This is a genomic window from Allobosea sp. Leaf344 (assembly GCF_001426225.1).
GTDB lineage: Bacteria > Pseudomonadota > Alphaproteobacteria > Rhizobiales > Beijerinckiaceae > Allobosea.
Window position 1 is genome coordinate 26205 of the sequence record NZ_LMRT01000008.1, and the last position, 15708, is coordinate 41912.

The window sequence follows — 15708 nt, forward strand, 5'->3', positions numbered from 1 at the left end:
ATGTTCCTGCCGACGTCCGAAGCGGGCGAGGTGGCATGGCCCGGCCTGCGGCCGAAGCCGGCGGTGGAGCTCCAGATCATCGACGGCATGGCCGGGTTCCTGGCGCTCGGGGCCGAATGGGACCGGCTCTTTGCCCGCGCGGGCCGGCCGCATCAGCTGTTCCAGAGCCATGCGCTGCTGCGCCATTGGGCCAGGCATTATCTCGGCGAGGGCGACAGGCTGGCGATCCTCTGCGGCCGGGTGGAGGGGCGCCTCGCCATGGTCTGGCCGCTGGTCCGCCAGCGCCGCCTCGGCTTTCGCCTGCTGCGCTTCATGGGCGGGCCGATCGCGCAATTCAGCGATGTGCTGGCCGAGGATCGGCCGGGCCTGGTCGAGGCGGGATGGCGCGCCATCATGGCGAGCGGCGCGGATCTGCTGGAGATCCGCAAGCTGCGCGACGATTCCCGGCTGGCCGAGGTCGCGCTGCCGGTAGAGCCGGTCGTCACGGCGCGGGAGCTGGCGCTGTTCGCGCTCTGCGACCGGCGCGTCGCGGATGGCGGACCGGGGCCCGGCTATTCCGCCCGCGAGCGCTCCAACCATCGGCGCAGGCTGCGGCGGCTCGCGGAATGCGGCGCCGTCGACTTCGCGACCGGCACGGCGGGGGGCGAGGCGGCCGCCCTGGCGCGCGAGGCGGTGGCGCTGAAGCGCGAAGGCCTGGCCGCGCGCGGCATCTTCTCGCCGACGATCGCCGATCCGCGTTTTTCCGCCTTCTTCGCCGATCTCGCGGCGGAGAGCCCGGACAGCTCCCCGCTGCGGCTGGCCATGATCCGCATCGACGGGCGCCTGGCGGGCATCGACCTCTCGCTCGATTGCAAGGGCGTCACCTTCGGCCATGTCAACGCCGTCGACCCGCGCCATGCCGGCCAGGGGCTGGGACGCCTGCTCATCCAGCACAGCTTCGCCAGCGCCCAGGCGCGCGGCAGCAGCCGATTCGACATGCTGGCGCCGGCCGATCGCTATAAGCACGCCCATGCCGATGGCGCGACGGGGGTGAGCGATCTGACGCTGCCGCTGAGTCCGGTGGGCCGGCTGCTGTGCCGGGCGGGACTGCCGCATTGGCGGCCGCTGGCCAAGCTGGCGGCGAAGAGCACGCCCGGCCTGGCGCTGCTGCAGCTCGCGGCGCGGCGCTGGCCGAAGCGCTGATCAGGCGGTCAGCGCGTCCATCGCCCGCGCCAGCCTGACATCGAGCTCGGTCAGGCCGCCAGCATCATGGGTGGTCAGCGTCACGTCCACGGTCTTGTAGATATTGGTCCATTCCGGATGATGGTTCATCGTCTCCGCCAGCAGCGCGACCCGCGTCATGAAGCCGAAGGCCTCGCTGAAATCGCGGAAGACATAGCGCTTGGCGATCGCCTCCCGCCCCTCGACGGCGCGCCAGCCGGCGAGCGTCGCGAGCGCCTCGTTGCGGGCATCCGGGCCAAGGCGCTTTTGCATCATCATCTCCGCTGCACGTCGCCGCGCGGCAACCGGTTCGGATAGGCCGGACCGAGCGGATAGGCGGCCTCGACCACATAGGGTCCGCCGCCGATCGAATCGCGCGAGGACATCAGCGCGATGCGCCGCGCGGTGAAGCCGATCGGGCGGATGATCGGATGCATCGCCAGATAATGCGCGACATCCACCGGGGAGGCGTCGCGCAGCCGGGCGAGGGTGACATGCGGCACGAATTTCCGCGCTTCCGGCGGCAGGCCGAGCCGGCGCATCAGCCGCTCGATATCCGCCTGGAGCTCGCTCAGCTTCGCCGAAGGCTGCACCCGCGCGAACACCGCCCGCGGCTTGTCGCCGCCGAAGGTGCCGAGCGCGTCGAGCGTGATGTCGAAGGGGTAGCTGCGCAGCTCGCCCAGGAATTCGTCGACGTCATGGGCCATGCGCCGGTCGACATCCCCGAGGAAGCGCAAGGTGATGTGGTAATCCGCGGGCTCGATCCAGCGCGCGCCGACCAGCCCGCCCCGGTGCAGGGTCAGTGCCGAAGCGATGTCGGCGGGAATTTCCAGAGCTGTGAACAGCCTCGGCATGGGCGAATCATAGCCGAGTTATTGTGAACATGGCGAGACGGTCGGAGGCGGGCGACGGGGTCGGGACACAGTTTTCTCCGGCGCAGCGCACCCCATATGACGAGCGTGCTGCGGCGCCCCGGAGCCTGCATGGTTTCGCGATGCCGCCTCGCCATGCTATGGACTGCGCCAAATGGGGCCGCGAGCGGCCGTTTTCCGAGAGTTCCGATGATCGTTTCCGTCGCCGAGACCGCCGCGCCCGCGGCGCACGCCGCCATGCCGAAGCCGTCGCTGGTCGGGCGCACCCGGTCGGGCCTGGCCGAGGCCCTCAATGAGATCGGCGTGCCCGAGAAGGAGCGGCGCATGCGCGTCGGCCAGCTCTGGAACTGGATCTATCATTACGGCGTGCGCGACTTCGCGGCGATGACGACGATCGGCAAGGGGCTGCGCGCCGCCTTGGCCGAGCGTTTCAGCCTCGACCTGCCGGAGGTGACGGCGGAGCAGGTCTCGACCGACGGGACCCGCAAATGGCTGATCCGCATGGCGCCGACCGGCCCGCGCGACCGCGGCGCCGAGATCGAATGCGTCTATATCCCGGAAATGGATCGCGGCACGCTCTGCGTCTCGAGCCAGGTCGGCTGCACGCTGACCTGCACCTTCTGCCATACCGGCACGCAGCGGCTGGTGCGCAACCTGACCACCGAGGAGATCGTGGCGCAGCTGATGGTGGCGCGCGACCGGCTCGGCGATTTCCCCAACCGCTCCGCCCCGGACGGCGCCTTCGTCCCCAATGATGGCGGGCGCTTCGTCTCCAACATCGTCTTCATGGGGATGGGCGAGCCGCTCTATAATTTCGACGGGGTTCGCGACGCGATCGAGGTGATCACCGATAATGAGGGGCTGTCGCTGGGGCGCCGACGGATCACCGTCTCGACCTCGGGCGTGGTGCCGCAGATCGGGCCGCTCGGTGCCGAGATGGGGACGATGCTGGCGATCTCGCTGCATGCGGTGCGCGACGAGCTGCGCAACGAGCTGGTGCCGCTCAACAGGAAATACCCGATCGCCGAGCTGCTCGAGGCCTGCCGCAGCTATCCCGGCCTGTCGAACGCCAAGCGCATCACCTTCGAATATGTGATGCTGAAAGGCGTCAACGACAGCGATGCCGAGGCGCGCGAGCTGGTGCGGCTGCTCAAGGGAATCCCGGCCAAGATCAACCTGATCCCGTTCAATCCCTGGCCCGGCACGCGCTATGAATGCTCGGATTGGGACCGGATCGAGCGCTTTTCCGAGATCGTCTTCCGGGCCGGCTACGCCTCGCCGGTGCGCACGCCGCGCGGCCGCGACATTCTCGCCGCCTGCGGGCAGCTGAAGAGCGAGACGGAGAAGCTCTCGGCCCGGGCGCGGCTGATGCTCGACCAGGACGAGACGGCGGCGGCGGCCCAGGCGGCGCATTGACGATGCTGCGCTGGCTGCTGCTGATCCCCTTCGCCCTGATCTTCGCGATGGGCACCGGGCTGTTCGCGATGATGATCGCGAGCCTCGCCTCGCCCGAGGTGGCGCTGCTGATCGGCGGCGGCTTCGGCCGGCTGATGGACGCGCTCTTCGGCCTCGCCGAGGCCGGCTATGATCCGGCTCCCGCGGCGCAGGCGGCCTTCGCGCTGATCGGCCGGCTCGGCCTCGCCATCATCGTCGCGCCGGTCGTGTTCACGGCGCTGTTCAGCGAGATATTCCGGATCCGCAGCCTGCTCGTGCAGAGCGGGCTGACGGGCGCCCTCGCCGCGCTGCTGCCGCTCGCCGTGCTGCAATTCGCCCGGGCGCCGAGCCAGTCGGAAGCGCGCATTCTGGGCGCGCTGGTGCTGGTGGGAGCCATGACCGGCTTCGTCTACTGGCTGGTCGCAGGCCGCAGCGCCGGCGGCGAGCCCCGCCAGCCGGCCACCGGCTGAGCCGCCGCCTCATCCGGGCGGCAGCAGCCGCGAGCGGGTGAGGAAGCGGCGCTCCGTGCCGTTGTCCAAAGAGAACATACCGCCGCGGCCCTCGACCGCGTCGATGATCAGCCCGGTATGCCGCCAGAGCGCGGCTTGCGCGCCGCCGATATAGACTGGCACGCCCGCGATCTCGCCGAGTTTCACGTCGTGATCGCCGATCACGAAGCCGTCGCGGGGATAGCACATCGGCGAGGAGCCGTCGCAGCAGCCGCCGGATTGGTGGAACAGCACCGGACCGTGACGCGCGACGATCTCCTCGAGCAGAGCCAGCGCCCGCGGCGTGGCGACCACGCGCGCCGGTTCGTCTTCGCCAACGCCTCCCATGTCAGTTCGCCATGTCGATGACGATCCGACCCTCGATCTGACCCTTGTGCATGCGGTCGAAGATCAGGTTGATGTCATCGAGCCTGGCCGGGCTGACCGTCGCCTTGACCTTGCCCTCGGCGGCGAAATCCAGGGATTCCTGCAGGTCCAGCCGCGTTCCGACGATCGAGCCGCGCACCGTGATGCCCTTCAGCACCATGCCGAAGATGTCGAGCGGGAAGCCGCCCGGCGGCAGGCCGTTGAGCACCACCGTGCCGCCGCGGTTCACCATGCCGACGGCCTGGCTGAAGGCCTTGGGGCTCACCGCCGTCACCAGCACGCCCTGGGCGCCGCCGCCGGTCTCGCGCCTGACCGTGGCGGACGGGTCGTCATGCAGCGCATTCACGGTCAGGGTGGCGCCGAGCCGCCGCGCCAGATCGAGCTTGGCGTCGTCGATATCGACCGCCGCGACGTTGAGGCCCATCGCCCGGGCATATTGCACGGCCATGTGCCCGAGCCCGCCGACGCCGGAGATCACCACCCAGTCGCCGGGTTTCGTCTCCGTCACCTTCAGCCCCTTATAGACGGTGACGCCGGCGCAGAGCACGGGGGCGAGCTCCAGGAAATCGAGATTCGCCGGGAGATGGCCGACATAATTCGGGTCGGCCACGACATAATCGGCGAAGCCGCCATTGACGGAATAGCCGGTGTTGAGCTGGCTTTCGCACAGGGTTTCCCAGCCGCCGAGGCAATGGCGGCAATGGCCGCAGGCGGTGTAGAGCCAGGGCACGCCGACGCGGTCGCCTTCCTTGACGTGCTTCACCCCGGCGCCGACGGCGGAGACGAAGCCGACGCCTTCATGGCCGGGAATGAAGGGCGGGTTGGGTTTCACCGGCCAGTCGCCTTCGGCGGCGTGGAGATCGGTGTGGCAGACCCCCGAGGCGCGGATCGCCACCTGGATCAGACCCGGGCCGGGCTCGGGGATCGGGACTTCGTCGATGGTCAGCGGCTGTCCGAACGCGCGCACGACCGCGGCCTTCATCGTCTTCGCCATGGCATGGCCTCCTGGATGGGGTGTCGGCACCGGCGGCGCGCGGGTCGCGCCGCCGGCTTCCGCTCGTCAGAAGAAGCCGAGCTTCTGCGGGGCGTAGCTGACCAGCATGTTCTTGGTCTGCTGATAATGGCCCAGCATCATCTTGTGGTTTTCGCGGCCGATGCCGGAGTGCTTGTAGCCGCCGAAGGCCGCATGGGCGGGATAGGCGTGATAGCAATTGGTCCAGACGCGGCCGGCCTGGATGCCCCGGCCGAAGCGATAGGCGCGGGTGCCGTCGCGGGTCCAGATGCCGGCGCCGAGCCCGTAGAGCGTGTCGTTCGCCAGGGCCAGCGCCTCGTCGTCGTCCTTGAAGGTCGTCACCGAGACGACGGGGCCGAAGATCTCCTCCTGGAAGACCCGCATGCGGTTATGGCCCTTGAACACCGTCGGCTGGACGTAGAAGCCGCCGGCGAGATCGCCCGGCATCTCCTGGCGCGCGCCGCCGGCCAGCACCTGCGCACCCTCTTGGCGGCCGATGTCGAAATAGCTGAGGATCTTCTCGAGCTGCTCGGAGGAGGCCTGGGCGCCGATCATCGTCGCGGGGTCGAGCGGATCGCCCTGGCGGATCGCCGCGACACGCTGCAGCGCCTTCTCCATGAAGCGGTCGTAGAGGCTCTCCTGGATCAGCGCGCGGCTCGGGCAGGTACAGACCTCGCCCTGGTTGAGCGCGAACATCACGAAGCCCTCGACCGCCTTGTCGAGGAAATCATCGTCCTGCGCCGCGACATCGTCGAAGAAGACGTTCGGGGATTTGCCGCCGAGTTCCAGCGTCACCGGGATCAGGTTCTGGCTGGCATATTGCATGATCAGCCGGCCGGTGGTGGTCTCGCCGGTGAAGGCGATCTTGGCGATGCGGCTGGAGGAGGCGAGCGGTTTGCCGGCTTCCAGGCCGAAGCCGTTGACGATGTTGACGACGCCGGGCGGCAGGATATCGGCGATCAGCTCCATCAGCACCAGGATCGAGGCCGGTGTCTGCTCGGCCGGCTTCAGCACCACGCAATTGCCCGCGGCCAGCGCCGGCGCCAGTTTCCAGACCGCCATCAGGATCGGGAAGTTCCAGGGAATGATCTGGCCGACCACGCCCAGCGGCTCGTGGAAATGATAGGCGACCGTGTCGTGGTCGATCTCGGAGAGGGCGCCTTCCTGGGCGCGGATGACCCCCGCGAAATAGCGGAAATGATCGATCGCCAGCGGGATATCGGCCGCCATGGTCTCGCGGATCGGCTTGCCATTGTCCCAGGTCTCGGCCTGCGCCAGCAAGGCGAGATGATCCTCCATCACCTGCGCGATGCGGTTGAGCAGCAGGGACCGTTCCGCGACGCTGGTGCGACCCCAGGCCTCGCGGGCCGCATGGGCCGCGTCCAGCGCGGCTTCGATGTCCTGTTCGTCGGACCGGGCGACGGCGCAGAGCAGCCTTCCATTCACCGGGGAGGTATTGTCGAAGTAACGCCCCGCCACCGGCGCGACCCAGCTGCCATTGATGAAATTATCGTAGCGGGTCTTGAAGGGCGGCGCCGAGACGCGGCTGAATTCGGGTTTGTTCATCGTTTTCCTCCTGCGGCGCCTGAGTTGGCGCTCTGCCGGCAGGATCGGTCCGGGCGGCTGCGCTTGTCAGCCGGGCCGGGGCATTTCCGCCGACCGGACTGTCTCAACCTTGCGACAGTTCCGGCGGGAATCACGCGCAGGCCTAGGCATGCCCGCGATCCAGCCCGAAACGGGCGAGCTTCCGGTGCATCGTCGCGCGGCTGACGCCGAGGGTACGCGCCGCCGCCGAGACATTGCCGCGGGCTCGCGCCAGAGCGCGCTGGACGACGCCGCGCTCGGCCGCGCCGAGATCCTCCGCGGGCGCCGCCTCGTCGCCGAGCAGCAGATCCTCGGCCGGGAAGGGCTCGGCGAGCCTGGCGTCGGTGAGGCCATGGGCGAGGCGCGCGGCGCGGCTCGCGCCGATGACGAGGTCCTGCCGGTCGACGGCGAGCAGCCCGCCGGCGCCATGCGCCCCGTCCGGCACCACCAATATGCGGGCCTTCGGAAAGGCGGCCTGGAAACAGCGGGCCTCGATGCGCCGCGCCGCTTCGATGGTGGCGCTCGCGATCAGCCTGAGGATCGGCGGCGTCACATCGGCACGACAGGTCGAGACGTCGAGCGTCGCGATCAGCCGGCCGCGCGGATCCCAGATCGGCGCGACCGTGCAGCTCAGGCCGATATTGCGGGTGAGGAAATGCTGGTCGCGGCAGATCGTCACCGGACGCGCTTCGGCGAGGCAGGTGCCGACACCATTGGTGCCCTCGCAGGCCTCGCTCCAGACCATGCCGGTCCAGAGGCCGCGATTGCGGAAATCGAGATCGTCGCCCGGCATGCCGCGGCGCTCGAGCGGTACGCCCTCCTGATCGGTGAGCAGGACGCAGCAGCCGGCCTCGCCCACCGCCTGGAACAGCCGGTCCAGCGAGACGCGGCTGAGATCGATCAGCGGGCGCAGCCGGTCGCGGGCGCGCTCGAATTCCGGCCGGTCGAGCTGGCGCGGCGGGCCGGCCTGGTTCGGGTCGAGCCCATAGCGCAGGGCCGAGCGCGACCATGAGGCGGCCACGGCGGATTGCGCGACGGCGGCCGTGTCGCTCAGCGTCGCGAAAACCCGGTCGGCGTGACCTGCGTGCCCGGCGTCAGCCATGCTCGACACCCGTTTCCACCCGATGCGCGGCGGATTCTTGGATCGCCTGCCCTGTCGGGACGTCGGGCGGCCGCGCTTTCCGCGGATGTTCCGGCCAAGCCGGCGGCACTGTCAAGCCGATCGGCTGATATACTTCCGTAGCGTCAGGAGCGGCAGGGCCGGCTTGCGTCGCCGCGTCCCGTCCGTGTCGCGAATTGTCCTGGGCCGCCTCAATCGCCGATCGCCACCCCCTCGCGCCGTCCATCGGCGCCGCCGACGAAGCCTTCCGGCGTCTTCACGATCGCCTGGATGCCGGAGGTCATCTCCAGCAGCCTGACCTCATGGCCCCGCGCCTCGAGCGCCGCCTTCCAGCCCTCGGCCTCGGTGCCCTTCTCCAGCTCGGTCGGGCCGTTGCGGCTGCCGAAATTGCCGAGATCGACCGCCGCCTGCGGATCCATCTTCCAGTCGAGCAGCGCGACCAGGGTCTTGGCGACATAGCCGATGATCTGGCTGCCGCCGGGCGATCCGACGACGGCATAGAGCCTGCCGAAGGCATCGAAGACCAGGGTCGGCGCCATGGAGGAGCGCGGCCGCTTGCCGGGCTCGACGCGGTTGGCGACAGGCTTGCCATCCTCCTGCGGCAGGAAGGAGAAATCGGTCAGCTCGTTGTTCAGCAGGAAGCCGCCCGCCGTCATCAGCCGCGCGCCGAACCCGTCCTCGATGGTGGTGGTCATCGAGACGGCGTTGCCGTCGGCATCGACCACCGAGATATGGCTGGTGCCGTTCTCCACGCCCTCCGAGGGGCTGAGCAGCATGGCGCGCTTGTTGGGCGGTTCGCCGGCCCGGGCGCGCCCCAGCGAGCTGCCGGGCATGATCAGCCCGCCGCGCGCGCGGATATAGTCGGCGTCGACCAGCCCCTGCGTCGGGACCGCGACGAAGGCGGGATCGGCGAGGTAGAGCGCGCGGTCGGCGAAGGCGAGGCGCCCCGCCTCGCTGAACCAATGCGCCGCCTCGGCCCCTGGCCCCATCCGGGCGAGGTCGCGGCTCTCCAGCATGCCCAGCATCTGCTGCACGGCGACGGCGCCGGAGCTGGGCGGGCCCATGCCGCAGATCCGGTAGACGCGATAGGGGCCGCAGATCGGCTGGCGCTCCTCCACGCGATAGCCCGCGAGGTCGGCGAGGGTGATGTCGCCGGGGTTGGCGGCGTGGCCGGTGACAGTCGCGACGATGTCGCGGGCGATCTCGCCCTCGTAGAAGGCGCCGGCGCCCTTCTCGGCGATGCTGCGGAGCGTGCCGGCGAAGGCCGGGTTCCTGAGCGTCGCGCCGACCGGTTTCGGCCTGCCGTCGGGCTCATAGAAATAGGCCGCGGCGCGCGGATCGCGGGCGAGGTTCTTTTCGCCCGCCAGCAGGCCGTTGAGCCGCGGCGATACGGCGAAGCCGTCCTCGGCGAGGCGGATCGCCGGGGCGAAGAGCTCCGCCCAGGGCAGCCGTCCCCAGCGCTTATGCGCTTCCTCCAGCAGCCGCACCGTGCCGGGCACGCCGACGGAGCGCCCGCCGATGACGGCATCGAGGAAGCGCATGGGTTTGCCGTCCGCCCCGATGAAGCGCTCCGGCTTCGCCGCGGCCGGCGCGGTCTCGCGCCCGTCCAGGGTCGAGACCTGTCGGCGCGCCTCGTCCCAATAGACGAAAAAGGCGCCGCCGCCGATCCCCGAGCTCTGCGGCTCCACCAGGTTCAGCACCAGCTGGATCGCGATCGCCGCATCGGTGGCGCTGCCGCCGGCGCGCAGGACGTCGCGCCCCGCCGCGGCGGCGAGCGGATTGGCCGCCGCCGCCATGAAGCGCTGCGCCTGGCTGGCGCTCTTGGCGATCCTCCCGGTCGCCGCCTCCGGAGCCGGGGCGAGAGACTGGGCCCGGACCGGGGCCTGGCCCGGCAGCAGCCCCGGAGCAGCGGAGAAGGCGAGGGCTGCGATCAACCTGGTGAAATGGTGCATCGGCGGGTCTCCGGCTCGGCTGCCTGAAATCCTAACCCGGTCGCGTGACGCTGCGCCACTGCGGAAGCGGGATGGAGCCCTGTTTCGGCATCGTGGTCACGAGGCTTGGAGCGGCGGGATGCGCTGGTCTATGGTCACCTCGCTCGTCCGGGCAGCAGCAGAGAGGCCAGCATGTCGCTTTCTTTATCGTTCCCGCCGCGCCGCAGCCTGCGGCTCGCGCTCGCGGCGCTGCTCGGGCTCGCCCTGGCCGGCTGCGGCGTCAACAATGTGCCGACGCTGGAAGAGCGGGCCAAGGCGGCCTGGTCCGAGGTGCAGAACCAGTATCAGCGCCGCGCCGACCTGATTCCCAATCTCGTCGAGACGGTGAAGGGTTTTGCCGCACAGGAGCGTGAGGTGCTGACCGCCGTGGTCGAGGCGCGCGCCAAGGCCTCGCAGGTCAAGGTCGATGCCTCGACGATCACCGATCCCGCGAAGTTCAAGGAATATCAGGACGCGCAGAACCAGCTCAGCGGCGCGCTGGGCCGGCTGCTGGTGACGGTGGAGCGCTATCCGGAGCTGAAGTCGAACCAGAACTTCCTCGCTCTGCAGTCGCAGCTCGAGGGGACCGAGAACCGGGTCACGGTCGCGAGGCGCGACTACATCCAGGCGGTCCAGGCCTTCAACACCGAGATCCGCACCTTTCCAGGGGTGATCTGGGCCAAGCTGTTCTGGGGCGCCAAGGCGATGGAGACCTTCGCGGCCACGGCCGGGGCGGAGCGCCCGCCCGCGGTCAAGTTCTAGCGATGGCGCCTTGGGGGCGGCTGCGCAGCCGGTCGGGCAGCCGGTTCTCCGGCGCCGCCGCATCGGCGCTGGCCGCGGCGGCTTGGCTGCTGCTCGGCCTCACCGCGCTGGCGTTGGCGGCGGTCAGTTATCCCGCCCTGACCGGGCGCATCGTCGACGGCGCGGCGATCCTGCCGCCGGACGCGCTGCAGCGCATCGAGGCGAAGCTGAAGGCGCATGAGGACAAGACCAGCGACCAGATCGTGGTCGCGACCGTCCCGTCGCTGCAGGGCGTCTCGGTCGAGGATTTCGCCAATGGGCTGTTCCGCTTCTGGAAGCTCGGCGAGAAGGCGCGCAACAACGGGGTGCTGCTGCTGATCGCGCCGAGCGAGCGCAAGCTGCGCATCGAGGTGGGCTACGGGCTGGAAGGCGCGCTGACCGACGCGCTCGCCAAGGTGATCATCACCACGGCGATCGCGCCGAAATTCAAGACGGGCGATTTCGCTGGGGGCACGGAGGCGGGTGTCGACGCGATCCTCTCGATCCTGGCCGGCGATGCCGAGGAGTGGCAGCGACGGGCCACGATCCGCGACGACACGCGCAGCGGCGGCGATCTCGCCGGGGTGATCTTCGCGATGATCGTCATCGTCATCATGGCGTCGATCCTGATCAACGGCTTCAGGCAGGCCACGGGGGCGAGGCGCCACCGCATGCGCAACGGGCGCTGGGTGACGCTGCCGGCCAGCACCGGCGCCGGCTGGGGCACGGGTTCGTCGGGCTGGGGCTCGGGCTCCTCCGGCGGCAGCTGGGGGTCGGGCTCCGGCGGGTTCTCCGGCGGCGGCGGGTCGTCGGGCGGTGGCGGCGCTTCGGGAGATTGGTGATGGATGCCGGGGATCGGGACGCGATAGCCGAGGCCGTGCGCCGGGCCGAACTGGGCACCGCCGGCGAGATCGTGGTGGTGATCGACCGCGCGGCGGGCAGCTATCGCAGCGTGCCGCTGGTCGTGGCGCTGGTTCTGTCGCTGCTGACGCCCTGGCCGCTCCTGTCGCTCACCGCGACCAGCGCGCCGCGGATCTTCCTGGTGCAGCTGATCGCCGCAGCGATCCTGCTCGCCGCCTTCCTCTGGTATGGCCGGGGCGGGCGCCTGGTCCCGGGCTTCATCAAGCGCCGGCGCGCCCATGACGCGGCGCTGCGGGAATTCACGGCCCGCGGCCTGTCGCGCACGGCGGGACGGACCGGCGTGCTGCTCTATGTCGCGCTGCAGGAGCGCTATGCCGAGATCCTGGCCGACAGCGCCGTCGACGAACGGGTCGACCCGTCGGTCTGGCAGGGGGTGATCGATCCGCTGCTCGATGCGGCGCGGCAGGGGCGGCTGCGCGAGGGGGTGATCGCGGCGGTGGAGCGGGTCGGGCTCGTGCTGGCCGAGCATGCGCCGCGCCGGGAGGGCGATCTCGACGAGCTGCCCAACAAGGTGGTGCTGCTTTAGCGGCGCGCGGCCCGGCGCGGCGGAACCTCCCAGCCGGCGCAGCGGTTTGGCCCAGGCGGCAGAAGCCGGCCGGCGTCAGGGGAGGCCAGGATGCAGAGATATTTCAGGTTCCGCTCGACCGGGAGCCCCGGGGTGATGGCCGTGACCGATGATCGCGCGGGGGCGCGGCTTCCGGCCGAGCAGGGCCCGTGGCAGTTCGATGCCGAGGTCGCGACGGATCGGGACTGGCATGGCGGCCCGCCCAAGGCGGTCGCTGCGGCGGGCGTGCTGGAAAACGGTTTCGCGCTGTGGGACGCGCCATCCGCCCCGGCTGCGGCCGGCGGCGAAGAGATCATCCATATCGACGTGAAATCGGGGCGCTGAGCCGGTATCAGCGGGTTTGTGCGGCGGCGAGGATCGCACCGGGCATCATGCCGTAGCGGCCGGGCTGCTCGGCCTGCAGCAGGACGACATAGCCATCCGCCCCCGCGACGCGGATCGTCTCGAGCGGGACACTGACGCTCGCCTCCCCGCCCTTCCAATCGCCGACGCGGACGAGACCGCGCACGACATTGGCATAGGTCACGGTGCGCCCGCCATTCTCGCCGCGCGCGATCGGCACGGTCACCTGGCCGGTGGTCGGCAACACCCAGATCGCCGCCTCGCGCCCGGCCGTATCGGGCAGCGGCGTCACGGTGATGGCCAGCACCGAGCCCTCGGTCTTGACGGCGATCCTTGCGATGAAGGCGGCGGGAGCCATCGCCTTCTCGATATCGCCGCGGTTCGAGCCGATGGCGTGGCCGGTGCCGTTGATCACGGCCTGCGGTGTATAGACCTGTCCGTCGCCCCGGACCTTGGAATATTGCTTCTGCCGCTTGGTGAAGGCGTCCTGGCCGAGCGTGTCCTTCCAGCCGAGATAATCCCAATAGGTCACCGGCAGCGTCAGGGCGATCAGGGCCGGGTTCTTCGCCAGCTCGACGAACAGCGCGTCCGCGGCGGGGCAGGAGGAGCAGCCCTGGCTGGTGAACAGCTCCACGACCGCCTTCGGCTGCGGCGCGGCCATCTGCACCGATGCCGTCTGCGCCATGGCCGGCATCGCGCCCCAATGGAGCACGGCGGCCGCGACGAGCATCGTGAGGGAAACGCGGATTGTCATAATTCACTTACTCCAGAGCATGTCCGATCCCTCGGATCAATGCTCCAGCCCTTGCCTCGACGCGGCTTCTTCACGCGGACCGGGATCCGGCCCGTTCGAAAGACGCTTCGGCGCCATGGTGGCGCCAATGGATTACCAAAGCGCCTTGTCGGTCTCACTTGGAAATCACGTTGCCTTGAAAACAGGCGCCGTGCCCTCAGCGAGCGCGGCGAGATCCGGAATCGGGCCCCTGATCATGTTGGGCCGCCAGCGCCGGTGCATCCACAGCCATTGCTCGGGATGTTCGCGCACCCAGCCCTCGACCACGGCGGTCATCATCGCCATGGCGCCGGCGACGTCGATCTCGCCGCCGGCATCGCGCGGCAGATCGAGCGGCGGGGTCAGTTCCAGCCGGAAGCGGTGGCCGGGCAGGCGGATGACGCGGACGCCATGGACCGGGCATTCGAAGCGCCTGGCGAATTTGCCCATGATCGGGTTGGTCAGAGCCGGGCGGCCCATGAAGGGGACGACGACGCCGCGGGTGAAATGCTGGTCGATCAGCATGCCGAGATGGCCGTCGCGCTCCAGCACGTTCTGCATGGCGAAGGCGGCGCCCTGTTTCGCAGCAGCCAGCCCGCCCATCGCGCCGGAGCGGATCTCGTGGACTACGCTGGCGATGGCGGGGTCGTTGGGGGCGCGGAACACGGCGGTGGTGTCGAGCCCATAGACCTGGGCGCAGATCGCCGGCAATTCCCAATTGGCGAGATGGGTCGAGAAGATCAGCCCGGGCCGCGCATCGTCGCGCAAGGCGATGAAATGGTCGATGCCGGAGACCTCGACCCGCGAGGGCGCGTCGGGATTGCGGTCGTCCCAGTCGAAGAGCGTGCCGAGATGGGCGTATTCCGCCGCGGTCCGGCCGAGATTGTCCCAGGCGCCGCGCGCGATCCGCCTGATTTCGGCCTCGTCCTTCTCCGGAAAGGCGGCGCGGATATTGGCGACAGCGACGCGGTTGACCGGGATCAGCGGGCTCACGCTGCGCAGCAGCCAGCCGCCGAGATCGCTGGACCGCTCCGGCCCGAGCCAGCGCAGCACGCCGAACAGCGCCCGCACGAGGCCGATCATCACCGTGGCACCGAGCCGAGCGGCCAAAGCTTTCAGTCGTCTCACCCGCGCCCGGTCCTGTCATGCCCGCGCGCCTGGATGCGGGCCGTGAAAGCGCGACTTGCGGCAGGAAAAACCCGCCGTCAAGTCCTGAAGCCCTGCCGCGCCCGGCTCAGAAGGTGACGATGACCTTGCCGAAGACCTGACGACCTTCGAGCCGGGCCAGGCCCTTCTCGAACTCCGCCAGCGGAAACACCGAATCGATCACCGGTTTCATGCCGGCGGCCATCTTGTCGAGCGATTGGCGGATGTTCTCGATCCGGCAGCCGAAGGAGCCGGTGATCCGGTATTGCTGCTGGAAGAGCTGCATCAGATTGATGCTCGCGGTTGCACCGGAGGTGGCGCCGCAGGTCACCAGCCGGCCGCCGCGCTTCAGGCAGAGCAGCGAGCCGTTCCAGGTATCGGCGCCGACATGTTCGAAGACGACGTCGACGCCCTTGCGCTTGGTGAGGCGGCGCACCTCGCCCTCGAAACGCTCGGTCTTGTAGTTGATGACGTGGTCGGCCCCCAGCGCCCGCGCCTTCTCGCCCTTCTCGTCGTCGCCGACGGTGGTGAAGACGGTGCAGCCGATCGCCTTCGCCATCAGGATCGCCGCCGTGCCGATGCCGGAGCCGCCGGCATGGACGAGGACGGATTCGCCCGGCTCCAGCCGGGCATTGTCGAACAGCATGTGCTGCACGGTGCCGAAGCCGATCGGCGCGCAGGCGGCATGCTCGAAGGAGACGCCCGGCGGCGCCTTGATCACCAGCCGCGCCGCCTTGTTGAGATATTCGCGGGCAAAACCGTCGATATGGAAACCCATGATCCCGGCGACGTTCTCGCAGAGATTGTCGCGGCCTTCGCGGCAGGCCCGGCATTGGCCACAGGTCTCGGCGCCATAGGCGGTGACGGTGTCGCCGACCGACAGCCCGGTGACGCCTTCGCCGACGCAGACGATCTCGCCCGCCGCCTCGACGCCCGCCGCCTGCGGCATCTTGCGCTTGGCGAAGGCCATGCCGCGAAAGCCCCAGACATCGAGATAGTTGAGCGCGACGGCGCGGATGCGGATCTGCACCTCGCCGGCCGCCGGCGGCGGCGGCGGGTCGATCTCCTCGAGACGGAGGTCGCGGTCGCCATGAAGCTGGAGGGAACGCATCGGT

The 15708-nt window shown here is 69.7% G+C and carries 17 protein-coding genes; 7 read left to right on the top strand and 10 right to left on the bottom strand.

What is annotated here, in order from left to right:
- On the top strand, nt 1-1182 hold the full coding sequence (locus ASG72_RS05890) for a GNAT family N-acetyltransferase (protein WP_056710096.1): 1182 nt from the start codon (nt 1-3) through the stop codon (nt 1180-1182).
- On the opposite strand, the gene ASG72_RS05895 is transcribed toward ASG72_RS05890, so the two are convergent.
- Together ASG72_RS05895 and thpR are read right to left on the bottom strand one after the other, a co-directional pair.
- Complete coding sequence (locus ASG72_RS05895) at nt 1183-1473, bottom strand: 4a-hydroxytetrahydrobiopterin dehydratase (protein ID WP_056710170.1); 291 nt, start codon at nt 1471-1473, stop codon at nt 1183-1185.
- A 2-nt stretch (nt 1474-1475) separates the two neighbouring features.
- The gene (thpR, locus tag ASG72_RS05900) at nt 1476-2054 is read right to left on the bottom strand and encodes an RNA 2',3'-cyclic phosphodiesterase (RefSeq protein WP_056710098.1); all 579 of its coding nucleotides are present in this window, start codon (nt 2052-2054) and stop codon (nt 1476-1478) included.
- Nucleotides 2055-2261: 207 nt separating this feature from the next.
- On the opposite strand from thpR, the gene rlmN reads away from it, so the two are divergent.
- Nucleotides 2262-3488 carry a 23S rRNA (adenine(2503)-C(2))-methyltransferase RlmN gene (gene rlmN, locus ASG72_RS05905; protein WP_056710099.1) on the top strand — a complete coding sequence of 409 codons (1227 nt, stop codon included), beginning with the start codon at nt 2262-2264 and terminating at the stop codon, nt 3486-3488.
- Between the two features lie 2 nt (nt 3489-3490).
- A complete protein-coding gene (locus tag ASG72_RS05910; protein ID WP_056710100.1) occupies nt 3491-3976 on the top strand; it encodes a hypothetical protein in 486 nt (161 codons plus the stop codon).
- Nucleotides 3977-3985: 9 nt separating this feature from the next.
- On the opposite strand, the gene ASG72_RS05915 is transcribed toward ASG72_RS05910, so the two are convergent.
- From ASG72_RS05915 to ggt, 5 genes are all read right to left on the bottom strand, one after another.
- Nucleotides 3986-4342, bottom strand: a complete 357-nt coding sequence (locus ASG72_RS05915; protein WP_056710101.1) for a DUF779 domain-containing protein — start codon at nt 4340-4342, stop codon at nt 3986-3988.
- A gap of 1 nt (nt 4343) precedes the next feature.
- Nucleotides 4344-5375 carry an alcohol dehydrogenase AdhP gene (gene adhP / locus ASG72_RS05920; protein WP_056710103.1) on the bottom strand — a complete coding sequence of 344 codons (1032 nt, stop codon included), beginning with the start codon at nt 5373-5375 and terminating at the stop codon, nt 4344-4346.
- 66 nt (nt 5376-5441) lie between these two features.
- On the bottom strand, nt 5442-6959 hold the full coding sequence (gene adh / locus ASG72_RS05925; RefSeq protein ID WP_056710105.1) for an aldehyde dehydrogenase: 1518 nt from the start codon (nt 6957-6959) through the stop codon (nt 5442-5444).
- A gap of 142 nt (nt 6960-7101) precedes the next feature.
- Nucleotides 7102-8079, bottom strand: a complete 978-nt coding sequence (locus tag ASG72_RS05930) for a GAF domain-containing protein (RefSeq protein ID WP_056710107.1) — start codon at nt 8077-8079, stop codon at nt 7102-7104.
- 209 nt (nt 8080-8288) lie between these two features.
- Nucleotides 8289-10049, bottom strand: a complete 1761-nt coding sequence (gene ggt, locus ASG72_RS05935) for a gamma-glutamyltransferase (RefSeq protein ID WP_056710110.1) — start codon at nt 10047-10049, stop codon at nt 8289-8291.
- Between the two features lie 171 nt (nt 10050-10220).
- Between ggt and ASG72_RS05940 the strand changes: the two genes are divergently transcribed.
- The 4 genes from ASG72_RS05940 to ASG72_RS05955 all read left to right on the top strand — a co-directional run bounded on the left by ASG72_RS05940 (nt 10221) and on the right by ASG72_RS05955 (nt 12657).
- Nucleotides 10221-10829: a LemA family protein gene (locus tag ASG72_RS05940; protein ID WP_056710172.1), complete on the top strand. Its 609-nt coding sequence runs from the start codon at nt 10221-10223 to the stop codon at nt 10827-10829.
- Between the two features lie 2 nt (nt 10830-10831).
- Nucleotides 10832-11689 (top strand): TPM domain-containing protein, encoded by an 858-nt coding sequence (locus ASG72_RS05945; protein WP_082540130.1) that lies wholly within the window; start codon nt 10832-10834, stop codon nt 11687-11689.
- Nucleotides 11689-12294 (top strand): TPM domain-containing protein, encoded by a 606-nt coding sequence (locus ASG72_RS05950; RefSeq protein WP_056710112.1) that lies wholly within the window; start codon nt 11689-11691, stop codon nt 12292-12294. Before ASG72_RS05945 ends, ASG72_RS05950 begins: the two co-directional genes overlap by 1 nt.
- A 135-nt stretch (nt 12295-12429) precedes the next feature.
- Nucleotides 12430-12657 carry a hypothetical protein gene (locus ASG72_RS05955; protein WP_056710115.1) on the top strand — a complete coding sequence of 76 codons (228 nt, stop codon included), beginning with the start codon at nt 12430-12432 and terminating at the stop codon, nt 12655-12657.
- Between the two features lie 7 nt (nt 12658-12664).
- On the opposite strand, the gene ASG72_RS05960 is transcribed toward ASG72_RS05955, so the two are convergent.
- The 3 genes from ASG72_RS05960 to ASG72_RS05970 form a co-directional block, all read right to left on the bottom strand.
- Nucleotides 12665-13429 (bottom strand): DUF1223 domain-containing protein, encoded by a 765-nt coding sequence (locus tag ASG72_RS05960; protein WP_244488720.1) that lies wholly within the window; start codon nt 13427-13429, stop codon nt 12665-12667.
- A 165-nt stretch (nt 13430-13594) separates the two neighbouring features.
- Nucleotides 13595-14530, bottom strand: a complete 936-nt coding sequence (locus ASG72_RS05965) for a lipid A biosynthesis lauroyl acyltransferase (RefSeq protein WP_056710119.1) — start codon at nt 14528-14530, stop codon at nt 13595-13597.
- A 151-nt stretch (nt 14531-14681) separates the two neighbouring features.
- The gene (locus tag ASG72_RS05970; RefSeq protein ID WP_056710121.1) at nt 14682-15704 is read right to left on the bottom strand and encodes a zinc-binding dehydrogenase; all 1023 of its coding nucleotides are present in this window, start codon (nt 15702-15704) and stop codon (nt 14682-14684) included.
- Nucleotides 15705-15708 lie beyond the last annotated feature (4 nt).

Coding starts and splice junctions, on each gene's coding strand:
- ASG72_RS05890 (WP_056710096.1), top strand. CDS start 1: ATGTTCCTGCCGACGTCCGAAGCGGGCGAGGTGGCATGGCCCGGCCTG.
- ASG72_RS05895 (WP_056710170.1), bottom strand. CDS start 1,473: ATGCAAAAGCGCCTTGGCCCGGATGCCCGCAACGAGGCGCTCGCGACG.
- thpR (WP_056710098.1), bottom strand. CDS start 2,054: ATGCCGAGGCTGTTCACAGCTCTGGAAATTCCCGCCGACATCGCTTCG.
- rlmN (WP_056710099.1), top strand. CDS start 2,262: ATGATCGTTTCCGTCGCCGAGACCGCCGCGCCCGCGGCGCACGCCGCC.
- ASG72_RS05910 (WP_056710100.1), top strand. CDS start 3,491: ATGCTGCGCTGGCTGCTGCTGATCCCCTTCGCCCTGATCTTCGCGATG.
- ASG72_RS05915 (WP_056710101.1), bottom strand. CDS start 4,342: ATGGGAGGCGTTGGCGAAGACGAACCGGCGCGCGTGGTCGCCACGCCG.
- adhP (WP_056710103.1), bottom strand. CDS start 5,375: ATGGCGAAGACGATGAAGGCCGCGGTCGTGCGCGCGTTCGGACAGCCG.
- adh (WP_056710105.1), bottom strand. CDS start 6,959: ATGAACAAACCCGAATTCAGCCGCGTCTCGGCGCCGCCCTTCAAGACC.
- ASG72_RS05930 (WP_056710107.1), bottom strand. CDS start 8,079: ATGGCTGACGCCGGGCACGCAGGTCACGCCGACCGGGTTTTCGCGACG.
- ggt (WP_056710110.1), bottom strand. CDS start 10,049: ATGCACCATTTCACCAGGTTGATCGCAGCCCTCGCCTTCTCCGCTGCT.
- ASG72_RS05940 (WP_056710172.1), top strand. CDS start 10,221: ATGTCGCTTTCTTTATCGTTCCCGCCGCGCCGCAGCCTGCGGCTCGCG.
- ASG72_RS05945 (WP_082540130.1), top strand. CDS start 10,832: ATGGCGCCTTGGGGGCGGCTGCGCAGCCGGTCGGGCAGCCGGTTCTCC.
- ASG72_RS05950 (WP_056710112.1), top strand. CDS start 11,689: ATGGATGCCGGGGATCGGGACGCGATAGCCGAGGCCGTGCGCCGGGCC.
- ASG72_RS05955 (WP_056710115.1), top strand. CDS start 12,430: ATGGCCGTGACCGATGATCGCGCGGGGGCGCGGCTTCCGGCCGAGCAG.
- ASG72_RS05960 (WP_244488720.1), bottom strand. CDS start 13,429: ATGACAATCCGCGTTTCCCTCACGATGCTCGTCGCGGCCGCCGTGCTC.
- ASG72_RS05965 (WP_056710119.1), bottom strand. CDS start 14,530: ATGATCGGCCTCGTGCGGGCGCTGTTCGGCGTGCTGCGCTGGCTCGGG.
- ASG72_RS05970 (WP_056710121.1), bottom strand. CDS start 15,704: ATGCGTTCCCTCCAGCTTCATGGCGACCGCGACCTCCGTCTCGAGGAG.